Annotated in this window: 14 protein-coding genes and 1 pseudogene; 10 read left to right on the plus strand and 5 right to left on the minus strand. The window is 44.2% G+C overall.

The annotated features are described in order from the left end of the window. Positions 1-68: 68 nt before the first annotated feature. Positions 69-227 (minus strand): annotated as a pseudogene (locus tag HQR03_RS14185) (IS3-like element ISPar1 family transposase); the annotation flags it as partial. Positions 228-482: 255 nt separating this feature from the next. On the opposite strand from HQR03_RS14185, the gene HQR03_RS07715 reads away from it, so the two are divergent. From HQR03_RS07715 to HQR03_RS07745, 7 genes are all read left to right on the plus strand, one after another. Next, the gene (locus HQR03_RS07715; RefSeq protein ID WP_217271565.1) at positions 483-2,036 is read left to right on the plus strand and encodes a TerC family protein; all 1,554 of its coding nucleotides are present in this window, start codon (positions 483-485) and stop codon (positions 2,034-2,036) included. A gap of 515 nt (positions 2,037-2,551) precedes the next feature. Continuing rightward, positions 2,552-2,632, plus strand: a complete 81-nt coding sequence (gene kdpF / locus HQR03_RS14380; RefSeq protein ID WP_193005043.1) for a K(+)-transporting ATPase subunit F — start codon at positions 2,552-2,554, stop codon at positions 2,630-2,632. After that, complete coding sequence (gene kdpA / locus HQR03_RS07725) at positions 2,632-4,344, plus strand: potassium-transporting ATPase subunit KdpA (RefSeq protein ID WP_173239767.1); 1,713 nt, start codon at positions 2,632-2,634, stop codon at positions 4,342-4,344. The genes kdpF and kdpA overlap by 1 nt, the downstream gene beginning before the upstream one ends. A 130-nt stretch (positions 4,345-4,474) precedes the next feature. Beyond that, a complete protein-coding gene (gene kdpB, locus HQR03_RS07730; RefSeq protein ID WP_173239768.1) occupies positions 4,475-6,613 on the plus strand; it encodes a potassium-transporting ATPase subunit KdpB in 2,139 nt (712 codons plus the stop codon). A gap of 21 nt (positions 6,614-6,634) precedes the next feature. Further along, a complete protein-coding gene (gene kdpC, locus HQR03_RS07735) occupies positions 6,635-7,360 on the plus strand; it encodes a potassium-transporting ATPase subunit KdpC (protein WP_217271566.1) in 726 nt (241 codons plus the stop codon). Positions 7,361-7,391: 31 nt separating this feature from the next. After that, positions 7,392-10,202, plus strand: coding sequence for a DUF4118 domain-containing protein (locus HQR03_RS07740; RefSeq protein ID WP_173239769.1), 2,811 nt, complete (start codon positions 7,392-7,394; stop codon positions 10,200-10,202). Positions 10,203-10,293: 91 nt separating this feature from the next. Next, complete coding sequence (locus HQR03_RS07745) at positions 10,294-10,977, plus strand: response regulator (protein ID WP_173239770.1); 684 nt, start codon at positions 10,294-10,296, stop codon at positions 10,975-10,977. A gap of 134 nt (positions 10,978-11,111) precedes the next feature. On the opposite strand, the gene HQR03_RS07750 is transcribed toward HQR03_RS07745, so the two are convergent. Beyond that, positions 11,112-12,167, minus strand: coding sequence for an esterase/lipase family protein (locus HQR03_RS07750; protein ID WP_173239771.1), 1,056 nt, complete (start codon positions 12,165-12,167; stop codon positions 11,112-11,114). 110 nt (positions 12,168-12,277) lie between these two features. Further along, the gene (locus tag HQR03_RS07755; protein ID WP_173239772.1) at positions 12,278-14,812 is read right to left on the minus strand and encodes an SDR family NAD(P)-dependent oxidoreductase; all 2,535 of its coding nucleotides are present in this window, start codon (positions 14,810-14,812) and stop codon (positions 12,278-12,280) included. Positions 14,813-15,266: 454 nt separating this feature from the next. Between HQR03_RS07755 and HQR03_RS07760 the strand changes: the two genes are divergently transcribed. Both HQR03_RS07760 and HQR03_RS07765 read left to right on the plus strand, forming a co-directional pair. Continuing rightward, on the plus strand, positions 15,267-17,114 hold the full coding sequence (locus HQR03_RS07760; RefSeq protein ID WP_173239773.1) for a long-chain-acyl-CoA synthetase: 1,848 nt from the start codon (positions 15,267-15,269) through the stop codon (positions 17,112-17,114). 82 nt (positions 17,115-17,196) lie between these two features. After that, a complete protein-coding gene (locus tag HQR03_RS07765; RefSeq protein ID WP_217271567.1) occupies positions 17,197-18,912 on the plus strand; it encodes a GMC family oxidoreductase in 1,716 nt (571 codons plus the stop codon). Between the two features lie 349 nt (positions 18,913-19,261). On the opposite strand, the gene HQR03_RS07770 is transcribed toward HQR03_RS07765, so the two are convergent. Next, positions 19,262-20,413, minus strand: coding sequence for an acyl-CoA dehydrogenase family protein (locus tag HQR03_RS07770; protein WP_173239775.1), 1,152 nt, complete (start codon positions 20,411-20,413; stop codon positions 19,262-19,264). A 325-nt stretch (positions 20,414-20,738) separates the two neighbouring features. Between HQR03_RS07770 and HQR03_RS07775 the strand changes: the two genes are divergently transcribed. Next, positions 20,739-21,449: a TetR/AcrR family transcriptional regulator gene (locus HQR03_RS07775; RefSeq protein WP_173239776.1), complete on the plus strand. Its 711-nt coding sequence runs from the start codon at positions 20,739-20,741 to the stop codon at positions 21,447-21,449. A gap of 259 nt (positions 21,450-21,708) precedes the next feature. Here HQR03_RS07775 and HQR03_RS07780 read toward each other — a convergent pair whose 3' ends face one another. Next, the gene (locus HQR03_RS07780; protein ID WP_173239777.1) at positions 21,709-22,956 is read right to left on the minus strand and encodes an OmpP1/FadL family transporter; all 1,248 of its coding nucleotides are present in this window, start codon (positions 22,954-22,956) and stop codon (positions 21,709-21,711) included. Between the last annotated feature and the right edge of the window lie 194 nt (positions 22,957-23,150).

A 23,150-nucleotide genomic window follows, 5' to 3' on the forward strand; every position in this document is an offset into this window, starting at 1 on the left:
TGCCACATTTGAATGTTCAACAGACCCTATAGTTTAAAAATGACCCCAGCCGTCAAATCCGTACAACTAACAAGTAGCTCACAATGGTTACAGTGTATTTGTCGCTCACTGATATCACGACTCAGCCAGTCGTAGTAGCTTGAATGCTTAATCTTTAGCACACGGTACGTAGCACTAATGCTGAAGAGGGACTGGTTATCTTCAATAAAGGTGTACTTCACTAGCTGTCACTGCGAGCATGGCCCTGCGTCTGAACAAAAGTGTCTAAATGGGCTAAAAATGGCTAAATCATTCAAAATTAATATAATGTCATTCTAGTATTTTCTCTATACAATCGTTTTATCATCGTTCAGTAAACATGTTAAATATAAAACCCCCTCTTAAGTCCAAAAATTCACAACAATCACTATAATCACTATTACGCTTCAATCATGAACGTATTAACAGCCCCTAAACCTTTTTAATAGAGAGTATTCAATTAAATGATAGAGCTTCTAAGCGATCCTTCGATATGGCTTGGTTTCTTCACATTGGTTAGTCTTGAGATTATTTTAGGTATTGATAATCTCGTTTTCATTGCCATTCTCGCGAATAAGCTGCCCCCGCACCAACGCAGTAAAGCGCGCAATCTGGGTCTTGGGCTCGCGCTCATTATGCGCTTAGGCCTGCTGTTTGTGATGTCATGGCTCATAACTTTGACTGAACCTGTGGTGAGTTATGGCACGTTTGATTTATCGGTCAGAGATTTGATCTTGATAGTCGGTGGCTTCTTTTTATTACTCAAAGCGACGCTTGAGCTACATGAGCGCCTAGAAGGTAAGCTTGAGACCAATAATAATAGCAAAGTCTACGCAGGCTTTGCCGCGGTCGTTGCGCAAATCGTTATCCTAGATGCCGTGTTCTCGTTTGATGCGGTCATCACCGCAGTCGGTATGGTCAAGCATTTAGAAGTGATGATGGCCGCGGTTATTGTGGCGATGGCGGTGATGGTTTTGGCCGCCAAAACCTTAACGGATTTTGTCGGTAAGCACCCGACTGTCGTTATCCTCTGCTTAAGCTTCTTGCTTATGATCGGCTTTAGCTTGATCGTTGAAGGCTTAGGCTTTCATATTCCAAAAGGCTACTTATATGCTGCCATTGGTTTCTCTATTATTATTGAAGCCTTTAATCAATTCATGCAGCGTAACCGTACGAAATATGAAAGCGCCATTCCGCTACGCGACCGAACCGCGGATAATATCCTAAGACTGATGGGGGGCAAAACCGCTAATCATGAGGAAGAATCGCTCACAGAAGACGATACCTCAGTACAGACCATCCCTTTTGCAGAAGAAGAGCGCTACATGATTAGTGGGGTGCTGGCGCTTGGCGAACGTGATGTTGAAACCATCATGACGCCGCGCTCAGAAATATCTTGGGTCAATATCGAAGGCAGTCTAGACGAGGTTCGCGAGCAAGTGTTATCCACGCCGCACAGCTTATTGCCTATTTGCCAAGGACAGTTAAACAAGGTGCTCGGCGTCGTACGGGCCAAAGATATCTTAGCGGCACTCGACAAACAACCTAACGATATTCATCTGGCTCTAACGCCTTTATTCAGCAAGCAGCAGCCCGTTTTTGTCTCTGACAGCATTGATAATTTACGTCTTATCAATTTACTCAAGAATGCCAAAGGTAACTTGGCAATCGTAGTCGATGAATATGGGCAAGTGGCAGGACTGGTGACGCCTTTGGATTTATTTGAAGCGATTGCCGGTGAATTCCCTGATGAAGATGAGACGTTAGTGATTTTCAAACAAGAAGACCACTGGATAGCTGAGGGTACTATTAGCTTGGATCAGTTGCGCCTTGAACTAAACGAGCCAAACCTCTTAGCAGATGCCGAGCAGCTGACCATCGGTGGCTATATCAATTTTAAACTCGATGGCATCGCGCAAGTGAATGAACACGTCAACAGCGAAGGCTATACCTTTACTGTGTTAGAAACCTTGTCCGCAAGAATTCTTTTGGTCAAAATTGCAAAAGAGCTCAGTTAATAACATTATCCAGAACATTGATGATTTAGGTAGCTAGTGCTAAGCGTGCTAGCTATAACCTTAAAGACTTCCCTTCCGTTTTATAGTCAGTTCAGAATAAAATCGATATGCTAATCGATACACTACTAATTACGTGCGACTGGTATAAGTTTTCCTTGCTTGCTGCTATCACAGAGGCTACGGAAAATTCATCACAGTCGCACTGTATCTGTTTTAAAGTGAAGCCACTTTATTAGCTCCCACCAAATATATTGCTAGCCTATAGCCATATCCGCACTCTAAAAAACATCTAAATAATGCCTTAAAAACTAAGGTTTTCTGCTCTTCTCGCATTTTAACACTGCCCATCTTTATACTTTCTTTATACCCCACCGCGTTATCTTGACAACACTTTTATACCCCTCTCGGCATACTGTTGCTATTAACAAGTAAGCAATAAAGAAGTAATAAAAGATCAGTCTAACCATCGCTGACCTTCATTATTCATGGTTCATTGTGCGTTTTTGGAGAGTGTCATGGAAGTTTTTGCAGGGTTTCTAGCCCTCGGTTTATTCATCTATTTGTTATATGTGCTGATTAAACCGGAGGCATTTTAATGACAATATATGCGCTATCACAGCTGATTATTTATCTAATCATTCTATTTACTTTAGGATATTTTCTATCAGGTTACCTGCTTCAAAGGATGCAAGCCCCCGTCTCTCGGCTTGAATCCCGTATTTTTACGACGCTGGGTATGATCGGTCAAGATACCAAAAGCAACCCTGCTTTTGGTATGAATTGGAAGCAGTACGCTGGCGCCATTGTGCTATTTAACCTCATTGGATTGTTGGGGTTATTTGTGTTGCAGTTGGTGCAAGGACACTTGCCGCTAAACCCTGCCAATATGTCAGGCGTCACGTGGGATTTGGCAATGAATACCGCCATTAGTTTTATCACCAACACCAATTGGCAGGCTTACGGCGGCGAAAGTAGCATGAGCTACCTGACCCAAATGATGGGTATGTCGTTGCAAAACTTCTTATCAGCCGCAACCGGTATCGTGGTGGCTTTTGCCTTAATGCGTGGTCTGATATTTAAAAAGAGCGCGCATCTGGGTAATGCTTGGATAGATTTATGGCGCTGTAATCTTTATATTTTGCTGCCGATAGCAGCAATTATAGCCGTGCTGTTGATGAGCCAAGGCGTGATACAAACGCTATCCATGTATACCGATGTGCAGACCTTGCAAGGTGAATCGCAAACGATTGCTTTGGGCCCTGTTGCCTCGCAAGAAGCGATTAAGATGCTCGGCACCAACGGCGGTGGCTTTTTTAATGCCAACTCTGCTCATCCGTTTGAGAATCCCACCCCCTTTTCTAACTTTATCCAAATGTTGGCTATTTTCCTTATCCCAACGTCGCTTTGTTTTTGTCTTGGCAAAATAAGCGGCAACCTAAAGCAAGGTATCGCAATCTTAAGTGCTATGACGGTCTTGTTTATAGCGATGTATTCTTTGACCGTCAGCAGCGAGCTTGCCGGCAACCCTTGGTTAACTTCACAAGTTCAAGGCCTTGCCGATGCCAGTGTGAGCGGCAATATGGAGGGCAAAGAAGTGCGTTTCGGTATTGTTGCCACGTCACTGTTTGCCACGATTACGACTGCCGCTTCGTGCGGAGCGGTCAACGCCATGCATGATTCATTTACGCCCCTCGGTGGACTGAGCACCATGTTGCAAATGCAATTGGGCGAGGTGGTGTTTGGCGGTGTGGGTGCAGGTCTCTACGGTATGCTGCTATTTGCCATCTTGGCGGTATTTATATCGGGGCTGATGATTGGCCGTACTCCCGAATATCTTGGCAAAAAAATCGAACCGTTTGAGATGAAAATGGTGGTCTTGGGCTTATTGGCCGCGCCAACGATGGTGCTAGTAGGCACTGCTATTAGTGTGATGACGACCAGTGGGCAAGCCGGTATCTTCAATCCGGGTGCTCATGGTTTTAGTGAAGTGCTCTATGCCTTTAGCTCGGCGGCCAACAATAATGGCTCTGCCTTTGCAGGCTTGGGTGCCAACTCTGTGTTTTATAACTCCATGCTTGGGCTGGCGATGTTGGTTGGTCGCTTTGGGGTGATTATTCCGGTGCTGGCTTTAGCAGGATCGTTGGCCAAGAAACCCAGATTAGAGGTTAATAGCGGCACCTTGCCAACCACCACGCCATTATTTGTCGGGCTTTTGGTCGGTACAGTGCTGATGATTGGCGCCCTGACCTTTGTCCCTGCTTTAGCGCTCGGACCCATCATAGAGCAGATTTGGATGTTGGGAGGCTAGCCGATTAAGTATAGGCAAGCATTAGACGAGTCGTTATTTAGTTAGTTAGCTATTTAACTTATTACTAATAACGTGACTCGCTACCCAATAGTGAATCGACCCATTTTATGATTATATGAGGAATACAAACATGAGCGTTTTATCAGACCCTAATACACAGGCTGCAAATTTACAGGCGCAGCAAGACCCCAATCATTCAAACTTACCCGAAAAACCAGCGCAAGGCCTCCTTGATCCTGCTTTGATCAAGCCCGCCCTAAAAGACGCTTTACTTAAGCTTGATCCAAGAGTGCAATGGCGCAATCCGGTGATGTTTGTGGTTTATATCGGCTCGCTACTGACCAGTATCTTAGCCATTACGATGTTGATTCAAGGGCAAGCTGGCATTGTTTTTACCCTATCCATTACCTTTTGGCTATGGTTTACCCTACTGTTTGCAAACTTTGCAGAAGCATTAGCCGAAGGACGTAGCAAAGCCCAAGCCGCCAGTCTAAAACAGGCGCGTCAGGATGTGCAAGCTCGCAGGCTTGCGGGCACTGACAGGCATTCTGTACCTACCATGATTCAGGCAACTGAGCTTAAGCAAGATGATATCGTTCTGGTCAATGCAGGCGAGATCATTCCTGCTGACGGCGAAGTCATAGAAGGTCTAGCCTCCGTTGACGAATCGGCAATCACCGGCGAGTCTGCACCAGTGATTCGTGAAAGTGGTGGCGATTTCAATGCGGTGACAGGTGGCACTAAGGTGTTATCTGACTGGTTAATGATACGTATCACCCAAGCTCCTGGACAAGGGTTTTTGGATCGTATGATTGCCTTGGTAGAAGGTGCCAAACGCACTAAAACGCCAAATGAGATAGCGTTGACCATTTTGTTGGTGGCGCTAACGCTGATATTTTTACTGGTATGTGTGACCTTATTGCCTTTTTCACAGTTTGCCGTACTGTCTTCGGGCAATGGTGAGCCGATATCGATTGTGGTCTTAGTGGCGCTGTTGGTCTGCTTGATACCAACGACCATTGGCGGTCTATTGTCAGCGATTGGCGTGGCGGGCATGAGCCGTATGATGCAGGCCAATGTCATCGCGACTTCTGGACGCGCGGTAGAAGCGGCAGGCGACGTTGATGTTTTGCTACTCGATAAGACCGGCACGATTACCTATGGCAATCGACAAGCGTCACAATTTATACCGGCGCATGGGGTGACAGAAAGTCAGCTTGCGGAAGTGGCGCTGATCAGCTCATTGACCGATGAGACACCTGAAGGTCGCAGTATCGTCAAGCTTGCCCAAAGCCGATTTGATATTGATGAAAATACATGGAAAGCAAAGCCGTTTGACACCATCGAATTTACCGCTCAAACGCGTATGAGTGGCACCGATATTGAGCAGCGCCATATCCGCAAGGGAGCGTTTGATGCCATCGTCAAATGGGTAGAAGCTCAAGGCGGCATCTTACCTACTAATCTACAGCAACAAGTAGAAGAAGTCGCGCGCCGTGGTAGTACGCCGCTACTGGTCGCCGATAGCCAGCAGTTGCTTGGCGTCATCGAGCTTAAAGATGTGGTCAAATCTGGCATAAAAGAGCGCTTTGCCGAGCTGCGCAAGATGGGTATTACCACCGTGATGATTACGGGCGATAATCCTCTAACGGCGGCGGCCATTGCTGCCGAAGCAGGCGTCGATGATTTTATGGCGGAGGCAACCCCTGAGCAAAAGCTTGAGAGAATACGCAGCTATCAACGTCAAGGCAAGCTAGTCGCCATGACCGGTGATGGCACCAATGATGCACCGGCACTGGCGCAAGCGGATGTGGCTGTCGCTATGAATAGTGGCACTCAAGCAGCTAAAGAAGCGGCCAACATGGTCGACTTGGACTCAAATCCGACCAAGCTGATTGAAGTGGTGCAAACCGGCAAGCAGATGCTGATGACTCGCGGCGCACTAACGACATTTAGCTTAGCAAATGATATCGCCAAGTACTTTGCCATTATTCCAGCCGCCTTTGCCAGCACCTACCCTGCGCTTGGGGTATTGGACATTATGCGACTGGGCAGCCCTCAAAGCGCGATTTTATCGGCTATTATCTTTAACGCATTGATTATTGTGTTTCTAATTCCACTGGCGCTGCGCGGCGTGACTTACAGACCTGATTCTGCCATCAATCTATTGCGGCGCAATTTACTGATATACGGCTTGGGTGGGCTGATTCTTCCCTTTGTCGGTATTAAAGTAATCGACATGCTCATTAATGCCTTGCACTTGGTATAACCAACGATACGGATGACGACTATGCAACCTAATAAATCTACGCAACCTAATAAATCTGTGCAATCTAGTAAGTCTATACAAGCTGCTCCTGTTGACTCTAAATACCAACAGGCTGATGAAAACAACCTTTCTGCATCGGACAATTCTATATTAGACAATAGTACTGCCCGTATGCCCATGCTCAAGCCCGCACTATCATTATTTATAGCCTTGGCGCTCATTTTAGGTTTATGCTATCCCTTATTGATGACCGGCGTTGCCCAAGTGACCATGGCGGATAAAGCCAATGGCAGCTTGGTAGAACACAATGGCGGCTTAGTGGGCTCTGCGCTTATCGGTCAGCGCTTTGATCAGCCGGGATACCTATGGACGCGCCCCTCAGCAGCGGGAGACGGTTATGATGCCGCGCAATCTTCGGGGAGTAATTTGGGGCCTTTAAATCCTGAATTGGTCACTGCTGTCGAGGCACAAGTACAAAGACTAAAAGCCGCTGATCCACAAAACACGGCACCCATCCCTCTTGATTTAGTCACGATGTCAGGCAGTGGTTTAGACCCGCACATTTCACCAGCGGCTGCTGAATGGCAAGTCAACAGAGTGGCGCGTATACGTGGCATCAGTGCCGAACAAGTCCAAACAGCCATCGATGAACATACAGAAGCGCGACAATTTAATCTGTTCGGCGAACCGCGCGTGAATGTATTGGCGGTCAACTTAGCCTTAGATGAGATGGCAGTCGTTAACTGAGTCAACCCATTAATCAGCAGTGAGCATCAGCATGAGTGAGCAGCGACCCAATCCAGAAGATTTACTGCAGCAGATAAAGCAGCAAGAAAATACGCGCAGCAGAGGTAAACTAAAAATCTTCTTTGGGTCATCGGCAGGCGTTGGCAAGACTTATGACATGCTCTCTGCTGCTCATCGAGATCAAGCGCATGGACTGGATGTCTTGGTCGGCATCGTAGAAACTCATGGTCGTAGCGAGACCGCAGCATTGTTAGATGGATTGACAATACTGCCATTACGTCAGGTTGAGTATCGAGAGCAAACCTTGGCGGAGTTTGATATTGATGGGGCTTTGGCGCGGCATCCAAATATTTTATTGGTTGACGAGCTGGCGCATAGCAATATCCCAGGCTCCAGACATCCAAAACGCTGGCATGACGTTGAGGAGTTATTAAAGGCAGGTATCAGCATCTATACCACGGTTAATGTTCAGCATTTAGAAAGCCTGAATGATGTGGTGAATCAAATCACCGGGGTCGTGGTACAAGAAACCATCCCCGATTGGTTCTTTGATCAGGCAAATGAGGTGGTATTGGTCGACTTGCCAGCCGATGAGCTATTGGCTCGACTGCATGACGGTAAAGTCTATATCCCAAGCCAAGCCAAACATGCGATAGAAAACTTCTTTCGAAAAGGTAATCTGATTGCCCTACGTGAGCTGGCATTACGCCGCACTGCTGACCTAGTCGATGCCGATATGCGAGATTACCGCAATCAATCGCGTATTTCATCCATCTGGAATACCACCGATCAGTTATTGGTGGGTATCAGTACGCGCACGCATAGCGAACGCCTTATTCGTCATGCCGCCAGACTCGCCAGCAGCTTACACTCGCAGTGGTATGTCATCTATGTCGAGACGCCGCGAAATGCCTATGAGCTGTCCAAAAATAAGCAAAGCATTTTAGAAGCATTACGCTTAGCAGATGAGTTGGGCGCCAAGACAGAAATCATCAGCGCCATTAGCGTTGCTGAAGGCTTGGTCAGTTACGCCCATCAATTTAATATTGGACGTATTATTATCGGTCAAAATCACTCTAGGTTTTATTATGATCAATCATTGGTCAAACAGATCTCACAGCAGGATATCAATTTAGACTTGATACTGGTCAATCAAGCCAAACAGACAAAAAGCCCCAGTAGCAAACGACAACTGCCTACTTGGGATATGACTGCCCTAGCCTCCAAAGACAATCGCATCGGTTATCTGATGGCTGTTTTAGGTTGTACGCTCGTCACCGTCAGCCTAGTCGCCCTCACTCGCTGGTTTGATTTGGCCAATGTGGTGATGCTGTACTTGTTGGTCATTGTGTTCATCTCGGTTCGCTTTGGACGCGCCCCTGGTATCTTTGCGGCGCTCTTAAGTGTCATCAGCTTTGACTTGTTTTTTGTTGAGCCCAAGCTTTCTTTTAGTGTCAGCGATGTACAGTACTTAGTCACCTTTGCGGTGATGATTGTCGTCTCATTGATTATTAATAACTTAGCGGTTGGGCTGCGCTTTCAGGCGCAAAATGCCCGTAGACGTGAGCAACAAGCGATCTCTATGAGTCATTTGGCACAAAGCCTCAGTGCGGCGCGCAAAAATGAAGAAATCATCAACCAAGCTATTATTTGGCTGACCAAGCATATCGCTAGTAAAGCGCTCATAGCGATGCCCAATGTTGACGGTAAATTGACTGTTGTCTCAGAATCGAGTATTCCTTCAGAGTTTAATTGGAATGTGACCCAATGGGTGTTTGATCATAAAGAAAGCGCGGGTCTAGCGACCCATACGCTGGCCGCCAATCCTATGCACTATCGGGCGCTTGCGACCTCAAGTCAGGTACTGGCTGTATTGGCACTGATGCCAACCGACATCGATAATTTTAATCAACCGGAACAACAACGTACCCTCGATGTCGCCATTGCCCAAATTACTTTGGCATTAGAGCGCGTTTATTACGCCAAGGTCGCACAAAACGCCCTTATCAAGGTTGAGTCAGAACGCCTGCGCGGCTCGCTGTTATCCGCCTTGTCTCATGATATTCGCACACCAATTACCGTGCTATCAGGATTGGCGGCTTGTCTTGCCAGCCAAAACCTAGCGCCTACTGAACAAAAGCAGCTGGCTATCGACATCGAACAGCAAGCCAATGTCATTCAGCGTTTGGTCATTAATATCTTAGATTATGTGGCGCTGCAATCTGGCGGTATGAAACTCAATAAGCAATGGGTAAGCTTGGAAGAGATTATCGGTAGTAATATACGCCAACTCGAACCGTATCTACAAAATCGGCAAGTCAAAATAGACGTGGCCAGTGCCGTCGATTTTATTTATACCGATGAATTAATTTTAGCGCGGATTTTAAATAATCTGCTGACCAATGCCATTAATTACACCTCAGACAATGCAACTATCACCATTCAAGCGACACTCACTAATCAGCACAACACTCAAAACCTGCAAAATAATAAAACCGTGCAAAGCTACCAAATAACGGTAACCGACAACGGTCAAGGGCTACCAGTAGGGATGGAAGCGCACATATTTGAACGTTTTACCCGCGGTGATAGTGAAAGTAATACAACAGGATTGGGATTGGGACTGGCGCTCAGTAGAGACTTGGTCCAGCACTTGGGCGGCACGCTTAGCGCGAGCAATATACAACCGCACGGCGCGCAATTTGTTATAGTGCTACCGTGGCAGCCTTTAGGAAATCTAGATATATTTGATGATAAATTTACATCAAATACGACTCAGATAGATACAAGCATAGTTGCAAACATAACCACGAATATAGCGACCAGCTCAGAAAACTCATAAAATACGTTTATTCAACATTGTTAGAAACTTGGGCGCAGTTATTATTTCATTACTGCCGCAAGCTTCCTCTATAAGTAGTAAATCCCCTGCTATGAAAACCATCTTAATCATTGAAGACGAAGCCCATATCGCCCGCTTTATCAAATCAGCGATGGAGCAAGAAGGCTACCAAGTCTACGCCGCCGATAGCTCGCAACGTGGGTTAATTGAAGCCGCCTCTCGCCGTCCTGACTTATTGATATTAGACTTAGGTCTCCCAGATGCGGATGGTTGTGATGTCATCTCAGACATTAGAGCGTGGTCATCGCTGCCTATCTTAGTACTGTCGGCCCGCAGTGATGAGCAAGATAAAATCAAAGCTTTAAATTTGGGCGCCGATGATTATTTGGTAAAACCCTTTAGCATGGGCGAGCTAATCGCTAGGGTCAACGCCCAGATGCGCCGCTGGCAAGCCGGTTATGAGGCACCGGTTGTCTTAGCATTGGGCAATGTCACTATTGATTTGGCACAACGGCAAGTCAAGAAAAATGGCGAAGACATTCATTTAACGCCGATTGAATACCGCTTACTGACCGTACTGATTAAAAACGCCGAAAAGGTCATGACCCATCAGCAACTGCTAAACGAAGTATGGGGTAAAGGTCACAACCACCAAGAGCATTATGTACGTATATTTATGTCAAATTTACGCCAAAAACTAGAAGACAATCCTTCTAGACCTAGTTATTTCTTCACTGAAATTGGCGTTGGTTATAAGCTGCATATTCCCAAATAATATAGATGCATACTATGCAATAAAGAAACCATTAATCAAGGCTATAACGAGTGAGTGGTTAATAAATACTGATAATGAAAAGGTTAAAAATCAGACTGCCTGTTAAGTATTAGCCTTTCAGGGCAAGACTATTTTTAGAACCCAGCATTTTTGAGGCGATTGCCCTGTTGGCGATAGACAGAGAGTGGATTGGTCTCAGACAATGACACAAGACCAAAGAACTGATTGATACTATCAAGATGGTTCATGCGATAGTCATCACGAATGACCGTACCGATACGACTTGAGCACCTAGTAACTAAACCATCGTTTAGATCAGATTTATCATAAAAGCTGCCCGTAAACTTCAGGATAGAATCAGACGGATCGACAAGGCTTGTCGATTGACCTACGCCACTAAATGAATAATAAGCCACGCCATTGGTCACGTTATTAGCAGGCGTATTACCGCAGTAACTACTCGCTATTGGGCCAGGGTGTTTAATGTTAAATGCGCTTATGGATTCAGTAGATAATGAATTAATAGCCGCTTTAGCATCTTGTTTTTGTGGATTAGTCAAAGGAATACCAGACGCCGCTCCAATTCCTAGACCGACAATCTCTGCAAAAGTATAAACCAGCTTGGCTCTGAGCGTATCTGCTCCTGCGCCTTCTCCATCACCCAATCCAGCCGCAAGGGTGTCAGCAAATCCTGTACCTTGGTGAGGACTTGCTACGGTAGTAACAGAAGCAACCGCCTGCGGGTCAACGGATGCCACGTAGCGACTATCTAGCCCGCCCTGACTATGTCCAACAAGGTTCACCTTATCGCTACCAGTAATGGCTCTAATCGTTCGCACTTGACTGAGTAGTTGCTCACCACGAAATTCAACGGAGTTTATGGTTGAGGTTTTTGTCGCATAGACTTCAGCGCCATTTCTACTAAGGGTTTGCGGAATACCGTTGAAATAATCCAAGACATTTAGCGCTCGGTTCCATCCCAAAAATCCATGAGCCATCACGATAGGATACTTGGTGGCATCATACTTGGTGAAGGTAATATTACGATCGACTTTAGCGCAGCCTGTTGCCTGAGCGCAGTTGTAATAGTTGCCAGCTATGGCTGTCGTTGAGGTCATTGCAAGCATGCTCAAGGCGGCTATAGAAGCGCCTGTTGATAGCCATCCAAAAGGCTTAATAATATTTTTCATATAACATCCTTGTTAATGAATAGAGATGACACTGCTATTATGATTAATAATAGTGTTGGTGATTTTCAGAATCTAACACATAGCTTCATAAATCTCTTATAAAAGAGATTTTATGCTTTATTAGTCGAAGCCTCATTTTTGGATGCTTCCTCAGTTACATTATCAGCCACTTTATCTGGTCGAGGACTCAAAGTGTCCGGTTTTAGCAGCTGACTGTCGAACTCATCGGCTGAATCTGCACTATAGCTGTCCACTAGTTTGGCATCGGCTTCCTCATCACGCTTAATGTGAAAGTCAGACTCTACGATTTGGGTGAGACGACGCGTGAGCTCTTCTAAACGCCATGGCCATAGAATGGGACGACCGTCTTCATTTAGATACCAGCTATTACAGCCACTGACCCAGACAGTGGTGCCTAACGCTTCGTTCACTTCTTCATAAAAGGCTTCGGTAGCCTCTACGGTCGGTTCAATCTCCGTAATACCTTCGCGGCGCATACGATCCATCCATTTTATCGCGTACTCTGCTTGTGCTTCAGCGATAGGCACTAAAGACGAATTACCAATAGGGCTATTGGGTCCCATAAGCGTGAATAGATTTGGGAAACCTGGAATCATCGTGGTGTTGTGAGCGATAGGTCCTTCGTTCCACGCTTCATCCAAAGCTATGCCATCACGCCCCGTCACTTGCATCGGACGCATATAAGACTGCGCATGAAAGCCTGTCGCAAAAACTAAGATATCAAACTCATGCAACTGACCATCCTTGGTAATCACCCCTTTAGGATCAATACGGTCGATATGGGTAGTGCAAACCTCAACATTGGACTGCTGCACTGCTTTATAGAACGTTGGGGATGAAATCATACGCTTACACATCGGCGCATAGTCCGGTGTCAAGCGCGCGCGTAAACTATCATTAGCGACTTGCGATAGGCTACCTTTGGCACCTTTACTAAAGAAAGTACGCTGCCAACCTGGACTTATAGGCGCTTTAAACAAACTGGTAAACACCTTACCCGAAATATCATACGCTAAGCGCTGAATAGCAGGTACTTTTTTGGCTAAAGTTCGTAATGGTTTAGGAATTTCCGGATTGGGCGCACTGATCACCCACTGGGCGCTACGTTGAAATAAAGTCACTTGCGCGCATTGCTCCGATAAAGCACTGAGGATTTGCACGCCCGTTGAACCATTACCGATGATACCGACACGCTTGCCGTCTAGAGGAATGCTGTGATCCCAGCGAGCGCTGTGAAAACTTGCACCCTCAAAGGTGTCTTTACCGGGGATATCTGGAATATTAGGATGATGCAAGACGCCTGTCGCACATATCAAGACATCAGCTTCGTCAGTATGTCCCGCTTTGGTTCTAATCTTCCAGCGACCGTCTTCAAATTTAGCCTTATCGATTTCACTATTGAATTTGATATGTTCGGTTAAGCCGCGCTTTTCGGTGACGTCTTCAAAGTAATCGCGAAGCTCGTGACCGGGTGCAAATACATGGCTCCACTTGGGCGATAGCTCATCTTTATAACAATAAAAATGCGCAGGCACATCACAGGCGAGCCCTGGATAAGTATTGTCACGCCACGTGCCACCGACAGAGTCGGCTTTTTCATAGACAGTAAAGTCAGAATTACCAGCGTCTTTAAGGGCCTTTGCCATGGCGATACCTGACATGCCAGCGCCTATAACAGCAACTCTTGGCAATGGCTCTTCTGGTACATATTTTGGAAATTCTAGCGATTTGTATTTGAGCGCCGGTTTTGTAAATAAGCGATCGATCACTCCCATGACCAAAATACCCGGATGCCAAACACGAATAGGCTCATAAGCGACGGCGTACAAAATCATGTCTGCGCCCGCTCTAACCGATAGTTTGGGGTAAGCGTTCCATGTATTTTGCGCAGGTGCAATCATATCGGTTTGAGTGAGCGGCAGATGCACGGTCGTCCAGTTAATACCATCATTGTAAGTCTCAGCAGCAACGCTCTCTGCAAAACCATCAAGCGCATTTTTTGACGCGATATAAGCACCAAACCTTGGCGTACCCTTAAGCTGCGTACCCATTGTCGAGATATTAATGACATGACCACCCGTACCGCTAATACGCATACGATCGACCAAAGGAATGGTGAGGTTAATAGCGCCGAAGTAATTAATCTTCATGACGCGGTCATAGTCATGCAAGCGATCGGCGGCGTCATAAATCGTGCGTCGGATAGAGCGACCGGCATTATTAATAATGGTATCGACACCGCCATGCACTTTGATCACTTGAGCAATAAGATTTTCGCGATCGGCATCAATACTTAAGTCACAAGTATAGATAAAAGCTTTGCCGTCAAATTCGGCAGCCTCGTCAGCGACTTCCTGCAATTTATCGCTACGGCGGGCGACTAGAAGCACATGTGCGCCAGCTTCAAGTAGAGATAAAGCGGCACTGCGACCGACACCTGATGAGGCACCAGTGACCAAAATACGTTTACCTTGAACCTTATGGCGTAACTCATCTTTAAAAGATCGCCCAGCGGCGATTCGTTTCATTCGATTAAACTGACGGGTAGGTTCCACTTCCATCAGTAGATCTGCAAAGCGATCGACAGGCGTCCGTTTAGGTTTATCATTCTTTTTAATATCCATATTAATCATTCTCCATTATGAGGAAAGATGTTTAGTAACCTTAACCTCCTAATAAACGTTATTCTATTAATAACAATATTTTTTGATTAGAAATAACTCAAATATTATGAATAAAAGAACTTTATTAGATAAGCTATCATTCCAATATATTTTAATTATAAAGTTTTTTATATTAACTAACAAGTGTATACTAATTTAAAAATATAGTTAAATTAATTGGTTTTATCTTTACAATCTTCACTCCTATTTAATAAAAAAATATTAATACTTGTAAAGAAAATTATTTAACCTCCCCATTCAACCTTGTACATTGTATATTTTATTGGTAGTTATCAATAATTATTTTTACCTAAGCTTGTGAGCGAGATTTGCTTGATTTATGGTGACTTTTTATTCATGAATAATTGTCACGATGATGGCGGCTACTCAATTCCTCTTAAGATAAGGATATCTTATGACTTCGCAGCACCTTGAACTCATTACTTTACCTAAAATGCTCGGTAGACTCCCCAGCCTCATCTCAAAACTACCCAAAATCGTTAGAGGATTGCGCTACGCTACTAATGAAGATACCGATGTCCATACTGGGCTTGGGTTTACCTTTGCTAAGGTCATCAAGTCAAATCCGTCAGGCATTGCCATTAAATATGAAGACTTACAACTGACCTATCAACAGCTTGATGAGTGGTCTAACCAGTTGGCTAATTATTTACAGAGTTTAGGGCTGATTAAGGGTGATGTGATCGGGGTTGCTTTAGAAAACCGTCCAGAGATGCTTTGTGCTTGTCTGGCTGCTGCCAAAACTGGCACGGTTGTCGCTCTGATCAATACCTCTCAAACCGGCAAAGTGTTAATCCATAGTGTAAGCCTAGTCAAACCAAAGATACTCATTATAGGCGCTGAATTGACTGCTGCCTTTCAAGACGTTCGCTCAGAGCTTGACGTGCCTGAAGAGTGCTATTTTTGGTGGGACGATAGCGATACTTTTAATCATAAAACCGATACTCAACCTACGCCGAGCGGCATGATGTCTATCGGCCCTGCTATTCACGAGCACTCCAAGCACTGCCCTGACACTAGCAAAAACGTTTTTTTAAAAGATCCTTTATTTTACCTCTTTACCTCAGGCACTACGGGTATGCCCAAAGCCGTCATCGTCAATCATGGCCGTTGGATGAAAGCCTATGGCTTTTTTGGGCACTTCTTTAATCTTAATAAGCATGACACTCTATATGTGACTCTACCGCTCTATCATGCTACGGCAATGATTGTCTGCTGGAGCTGCGTGATTGCGGGAGGTGGCTCTTTTGCGCTACAACGTAAATTCTCTGCGAGTAGCTTTTGGAGCGATATCAAAAAATTTGAGGCCACAAGCTTTGGTTATGTTGGAGAGCTTTGCCGTTATCTTATCGATACGCCGCTTTGTGAACACGAGAAGAATAATCGCATTACCAAAGTGATTGGCAACGGCTTACGGCCTAGCATTTGGAAAGATTTTAAAACTCGTTTTGGCATCAAAGAGGTGCTTGAGATTTATGGCGCCAGCGAGAGCAATATAGGCTTTTCTAACTTGTTAAATTTTGATAATACGGTAGGTCTCTGCCCTGTTCCCTTTAAAATAGTGGCTTATGATCAAGAAACAGATCAGCCTATCCGTGACAAAGAAGGTTTTATGACCTTGATTGGTCGAGGTGAGATGGGACTATTATTGGGTGAAATCAACGACAAAACCCCCTTTGATGGCTATACTGACAAAGACAAAACGCAAGAAAAAATCCTCAAAGATGTTTTTATGAAAGGTGATGCTTATTTCAACACGGGCGACATCATGCGTGATATTGGTTATAGGCACACGCAATTCGTCGATCGTGTTGGCGATACTTTTCGCTGGAAAGGCGAGAATGTCTCTACCACTGAAGTGGAAAGTATTATTGCCGATTTAAGCGGTATTAGTGAAGCAATCGTCTATGGCGTCGAGATTATAGGCACCAACGGGCGCGCATGCATGGCGGCGATCACCTTGGAGGATAGCGTCATATTTAATGAAGCCTTCCAAATCGATTTTTTGTTGGCATTAAGCAAATATCTGCCTAGTTATGCGCAGCCTTTGTTCGTTCGTGAGCTTAAAACAATTGAGACGACAGGCACCTTTAAATATAAGAAAAACAGCCTAAAAGATATCGCCTTTAATCCTGTCAAAACGGAGGATGAGCTGTGGGTTCACTTACCTAAAGATCATAAACTCACTCGCATAGATACTTCGGAATACGAGCGTATTCAGAATAATTACTATCGTTTTTAACGCCTATTACAGGTTAAAACAGCTGTCTACACGAATAATTGAGTGGCTAGCCTACTCTCAAATATCAACATTATTTAATCGCATGGAAGCGAAAGGGAATTCAAAAATGGAATTTGATTACGTCATCGTTGGTGGCGGTTCGGCAGGATGCGTTCTTGCTAGTCGTCTTTCAGAAGATCCAAACATCAGTGTTTGTCTATTAGAATACGGCGGCGATGGCAAGAGCCAAGCTATCCGTGTACCAGCTGGCATGGTATTAATGGTCCCGGGCAAGCCTTTTAAATTAAATAATTGGTGCTTTGGCACTACTGCTCAGCGTCATCTCAATGACCGCAAAGGCTTTCAGCCACGTGGTCTTTGTCTAGGAGGGTCCTCAGCAATCAATGGCATGGTCTATACTCGTGGCAACCCTAGAGACTATGACCTTTGGGAGCAGATGGGCTGTTCTGGATGGGGCTTTAAAGATGTCTTACCCTACTTTAAAAAAGCAGAAAATAATGTCCATGGTGCTAGTGAATACCATGGCGATAGCGGTCCTTTACATGTGACAGAACAACTAAGCCCTCGCGGCATCTCAAGCGACTTTATCGCCGCTGCTGTAGCGAATGGTTTGCCAGAAAATAATGATTTCAATGGTCCCAGTCAAATAGGCGCAGGCCTCTACCAAGTCACCCTTTTTCATGATGAAAAGCAAGGTCAGCGCTGCTCTACTGCCGCCGCCTACGTCCATCCTGTAGAGGATCGCGCTAATTTAACGGTCATTACCAATGCGCTAGGCTCACGCGTTATTATCGAAAACAAGCGGGCTACTGGTGTCGTCTTTCGCCAGCATGGTGAAGAAAAGACGGTCAAGGCTCACTCTGAAGTCATTTTATGCGGTGGTGCCTTTGGGTCACCGCAAATGCTAATGTTGTCTGGTATTGGTCCTGCTGAGCATTTGCAGCAGCATGGTATCGAGGTCATCTATGACTCGCCCAATGTCGGTGAAAATCTACAAGACCATTTAGATGTCGTCTTTGATTACGAAGTGTATACCAAAGATGTTTTTGGCATTGGTTTTGGCGCAGGTAGTCGACTGTTAAAAGCCTTGCCACAATGGAAAAAAGAAGGCGGCGGTATTCTTTCCACCAACTTCTCCGAAGCAGGTGCTTTTTTTACGGCTATGGAGGATGGCGACCCTGAGTGGCCAGATACTCAGCTACATTTTATCATCGCGCGAGTGAGTGATCATGGTCGCGATATTAAATGGGGTAATGGTGTTACCGTACACAGTTGCTGCTTGCGTCCAAAATCCCGAGGTACCGTGCGCTTGGCCTCTGCTAATCCAAAAGATTATCCTTTGATTGATCCTAATTTCTTATCGCATCCTAAAGATATCGAAGTGATGTTGGCAGGTGGCGAGCGCACGCGTAAAATTATGCAAGAAGCGCCGATAGCAAAACATATCAAAGAAGATTACGCTGGCAAGCATATCGAAAAATATGGCCTTCTAGACTATATTCGTAGTAAATCAGACACGGTTTATCATCCAGTAGGTACTTGCCGTATGGGTTCAGATGCTGAGTCAGTCGTTGATTTGGAATGCAAAGTGCGCGGTATTGAAGGCTTACGAGTAGTAGATGCGTCAATCATGCCGACTTTAATTAGTGCTAATACCAACGCGCCAACCATTATGATTGCTGAAAAAATAGCAGCAGTCATAATGGCAAAACAGGGTAAAAGTATCGGTCATAAAGGACAAATAAATCTATCATTAGCAGAGTCGAATGCAGTGGAGGCACGAAATTTATATGCTTAATAGTTCACTGGAACGATAATAACAGCCTTCAAATTATTACTATTTAAGACCCGTTATATTTTACAGACTCTAACTTATATTCGTTTTCATTAGCCGGTTTTATAAAATATTTTTATAAATGATTTACTGATATATAAAAGCGGTTAATATTATATTTTATATAGATCAACTGCTTTTTTAATAGCTCAAATTATTTATTAAAAAATTAATTAGTTATATTTTCCCAATTATTTTTCAAACCTTATATACAGATTAATTAGTTTAATTAACAGCTCTAACTTTAATATTATTATGAAAGTTTATTATTGCACAATCATTTATATAAGATAGTAATTACATATATAATTTTTTACATAAATCTTGATGCCAGCTCCTTCATGATCTCATTGGTACCGCCGTAGATTTTTTGTACTCGTGCATCAGCATATAGCCTAGCAATTGGGTATTCCATCATATAGCCGTAGCCGCCAAATAGTTGCACGCACTCATCCATGACGATGCATTGCTTTTCGGTCACCCAATATTTAATCAAGGCGGCGTGTTGTACGGTAAGCTCTTTTTTCAGTAGCGCTTCGATAGCGGCATCGCAAAGTGCACTGGAAGCAATATAATGACTGTTGCACTCCGCTAATTTGAATCGAGTGTTCTGGAATCCCCATACTGGCTTGCCAAAAGCAGTGCGCTCCTTGGTATAATCAATGGTGAGATCTAATGCTAGCTTCATCGCACCAACCCCTGCTAATGCTACTAACAGACGCTCTTGTGGCAGCTCTTGCATGAGCTGCATAAAACCCATACCTTCAACGGTACCAAGCAGATTCTTTTGTGGCACTCGCATATTAGTAAAGAAAAGCTCAGAGGTATCCTGCGACGCCATACCGAGCTTTTTGAGTTTTTTACCGCGCTCAAACCCTGGAGCATTATCCGTCTCGACGACGATCAATGACACGCCTTTTGCGCCTTCATCTTTATCAGTCTTACAAGCAACTATGATTAAATTACCCAACTGACCGTTAGTAATAAAGGTCTTTGAACCGTTGATAATATAATCGTCACCCTCTTTTATCGCATAAGTCTTGATGTTTTGTAGATCAGATCCGGTACCCGGTTCCGTCATGGCAATCGCACCGATAAGCGCACCCGTCGCCATTTTGGGTAGCCATTCTTGTTTTTGTGTTTCTGTACCGTGATGTAAAATATAAGGGGCGACAATACCTGAGTGCAAAGAGCCTCCAAACCCAGACATGTTGGCTTCGGCTTGCGCATAAATAAGCGCCGTTTCATGACGAAAATCTCCGCCTGCACCGCCATACTCTTCTGGCATGGAAGCACATAAAAAACCCATCTCGCCCGCCTCTATCCAAGCTTTACGATCGAGCATGCCATCGTCGCGCCATCTCTCGTCATGCTGCTCCCAACTTTTGAACAGCTTGAGCGCACTCTCATGCAGCATCTCAATCTCTTCGTTCATCCAGCTAGGCTTGAAGCAATTAATCGTCATATTATCTTCCTTGATAGTATCAATTTTGAGCAGGTACTTACTGAGTATATAAAATATGGTTTATGCTAAGGCATGTATTTAATTCAACCGAAGGGTATACCAATAGAATAATATGAAAATATAATAAAACAGTAATATAAATTACCTTTATATTCAGGCTATCCCATGAATTATTCATCCCAATATCACTACTCTTACAGTACGATATTATAAAATATAACTAGTATTAGCAACCAATTATATTATAATAGTAATTAAAATTACCACAACCCTCAAATTCAATTCTTAAAGGCTAAAAACTACTTTTATCCCTGGAAAATAAGCTATGAAAAATTCTCGACCAAAATCGAAGCCAGACGCAGAGACGGGCATCAGTAAAAAAAATAGCAAAATTAAAAACGAGATATCTAAATCAGACAGTCAGAGTACAGCTGTAGCACCATTAAGCGAGATGCGATCTGCTACTTTAGACAAAATAGAAAAAGCGGTGCGCCAACTCTTCGCCGGTAATGATGCCAATGATATCACTATGATACAGATTGCTAATACGGCAAATGTGTCGTTGCAAACGCTCTATAAGTATTTTGGTGATAAGCAAACGGTACTCTATACCATTATGGATATAGTGCTTGGAAGACTAGCGGCAAGAATGATGGATCATCTACAAGGTATTGATAGCGTAGAGGATCGTTTACGTAAGACGTTATGGGTATGCTTGGATTTTGTAGATACCCAGCCTGATGCCGTGATGGTGTTATCCAAAGTCTCAATAGCGCGTTTTCATAACATTGCTATCTATAAGAATAAAGAGCTTATTGATGCTTTTTTGAGTGTACTACAGGATGGTCAAAAGCGAGGGGTGCTGGTTGATACAGTGCCACTGTATATTCTATTTGATGTCTTTATGGGGTTTATCAGTCGCCTTGGTATTATGCATACGGTTCGTCAAGCAAACGTACCGCTAAATGATAATTTTGATGCTCTATTTAACATATTATGGCGCTCGATGTCTAAGCCTGAGTTATCTATTACTTAAATACCATAATCAGAGATATAGTCAGTCCAATGTGAAAAAGATACAGCGAGACTGGGATAGATTTTTTGTAGCCTCTGTCGGCGTAGGCACAGCAAGCCAGAAAAATTTGTGCCCGTTTCGAGATACTAAATAATGCATCCATTTTATTTGGCATCGACTATATAATTTTTCACATAATAAATAATGAGCTATAACCCTTTCTGATTAAAGACTTATAGCTATGCATAGCTCAGACAATACATCATCAACTTACAGCAGTTTATTGTGCGGCATAGGATAGTTTCATGCCCACAATATAAGCATCATTGTCTTCGAATTTACCAATTTTTGTACCGCTAGCAGCCAATAAACCCTCCGCATCACCTAACATCAGATACTTACCACCGACAGAAACTGCCCACTCAGGCGTAAGGTTATATTTTGCACCAAGTCCAACGCTATAATATCCTTCTGTAGGCCCTAAAGGTGATACTGGATTACCAGCGCCACTATCCCAACCGATTGAACCTGATACCGCAAGCTTTGGGGTAAGACGCTTGCCAAGTCCCAGCTCTAACATGTAAGAGTCGTCGTCATATTCCAAAAGCTTCACTTGATCGACAGTATTACCTTGTAACGCATTTAAAGCGACGCCATTTTTATCCAACAATGGTGGCGCTATTTCAAAATCACTCCAAGGAACCCAGCGTGCTTTCGCGATTAATAATGTAGTGGGATTAAGCCCCGTTTGAAAGTCAATATTTATTGATTTAGGCGTGGTGAGCTCTTTTTCTTTGGTTTGGGTAGCGCTTAATCCTAATGATTGTGTTAGTAACGGCGGTAGTGCATTGACAATTGGCATAGACTCTGCATACTTCACGTCATGATCAATTTCTGAACGATAAGTAATCGCTGCCTTCAGACCGATTTCAGGCTTGAGATAAGCAGCTCCTACCATATAGCCATAAGCATCATTTTTTGCTATTTGCAGCGTGTAATTATCAACCGCTCTTAGCGCAGGGTTTTTACCACGAATTCTCAATTCCCCTTCAATCTTTTGTAGGACTGGCCCACCGTATATTTTGAAGTTGTTGTTTGCTCCCAAATTTACGCCTAATAAGCCCGTAAAATTATCTGAACTAACATCGACCGCCGTCTGTTTGCTGTCATTGTCAGGAGCATTGAGATTAGTTAAGGAGTTATCACCTTGGTAAAGAATTTTAGCGCCGAAAGGTTGATCATAAAAAACCCCCACACTGAATCTATCATTGATGTCCGTTTTTACGCCATAAGCGTAGCCTTCATACCGCTCTCCAAGATCTCCTATTTGGTCATCGTTTGACTCTACCCCAGAGATATCAGGACTAATCGTATAGGCACTGGCGTAGGCTAATGTGCCACTAGAACTAAAATCTTCGCTCGCTTGACCAGAACGATCTAATCCTGCCGCGCCCGCAAGCGATGATAAAGATAAAGCTGTGAGCGCCAATGAAATCTTGGATAGCCTATATAGTTTGGATTTAGACATTTTACATTCTCCTTGGTAGACATAATAAATGACATCCGTTGTCATTGAATGATTAAAGCCTTACTGGTAAAAATGTTAAAACTCTTAGATTAACACATGAAGTGCAATACCAAATATGAGGTGAAAAAAAGACCTAGATGCGCTAGCATCAAAGTCTTTATCCACCGACCAAAGTGAGATTGCAACCATGAACT

The organism is Psychrobacter okhotskensis, assembly GCF_013248965.1.
Classification (GTDB): domain Bacteria; phylum Pseudomonadota; class Gammaproteobacteria; order Pseudomonadales; family Moraxellaceae; genus Psychrobacter; species Psychrobacter okhotskensis.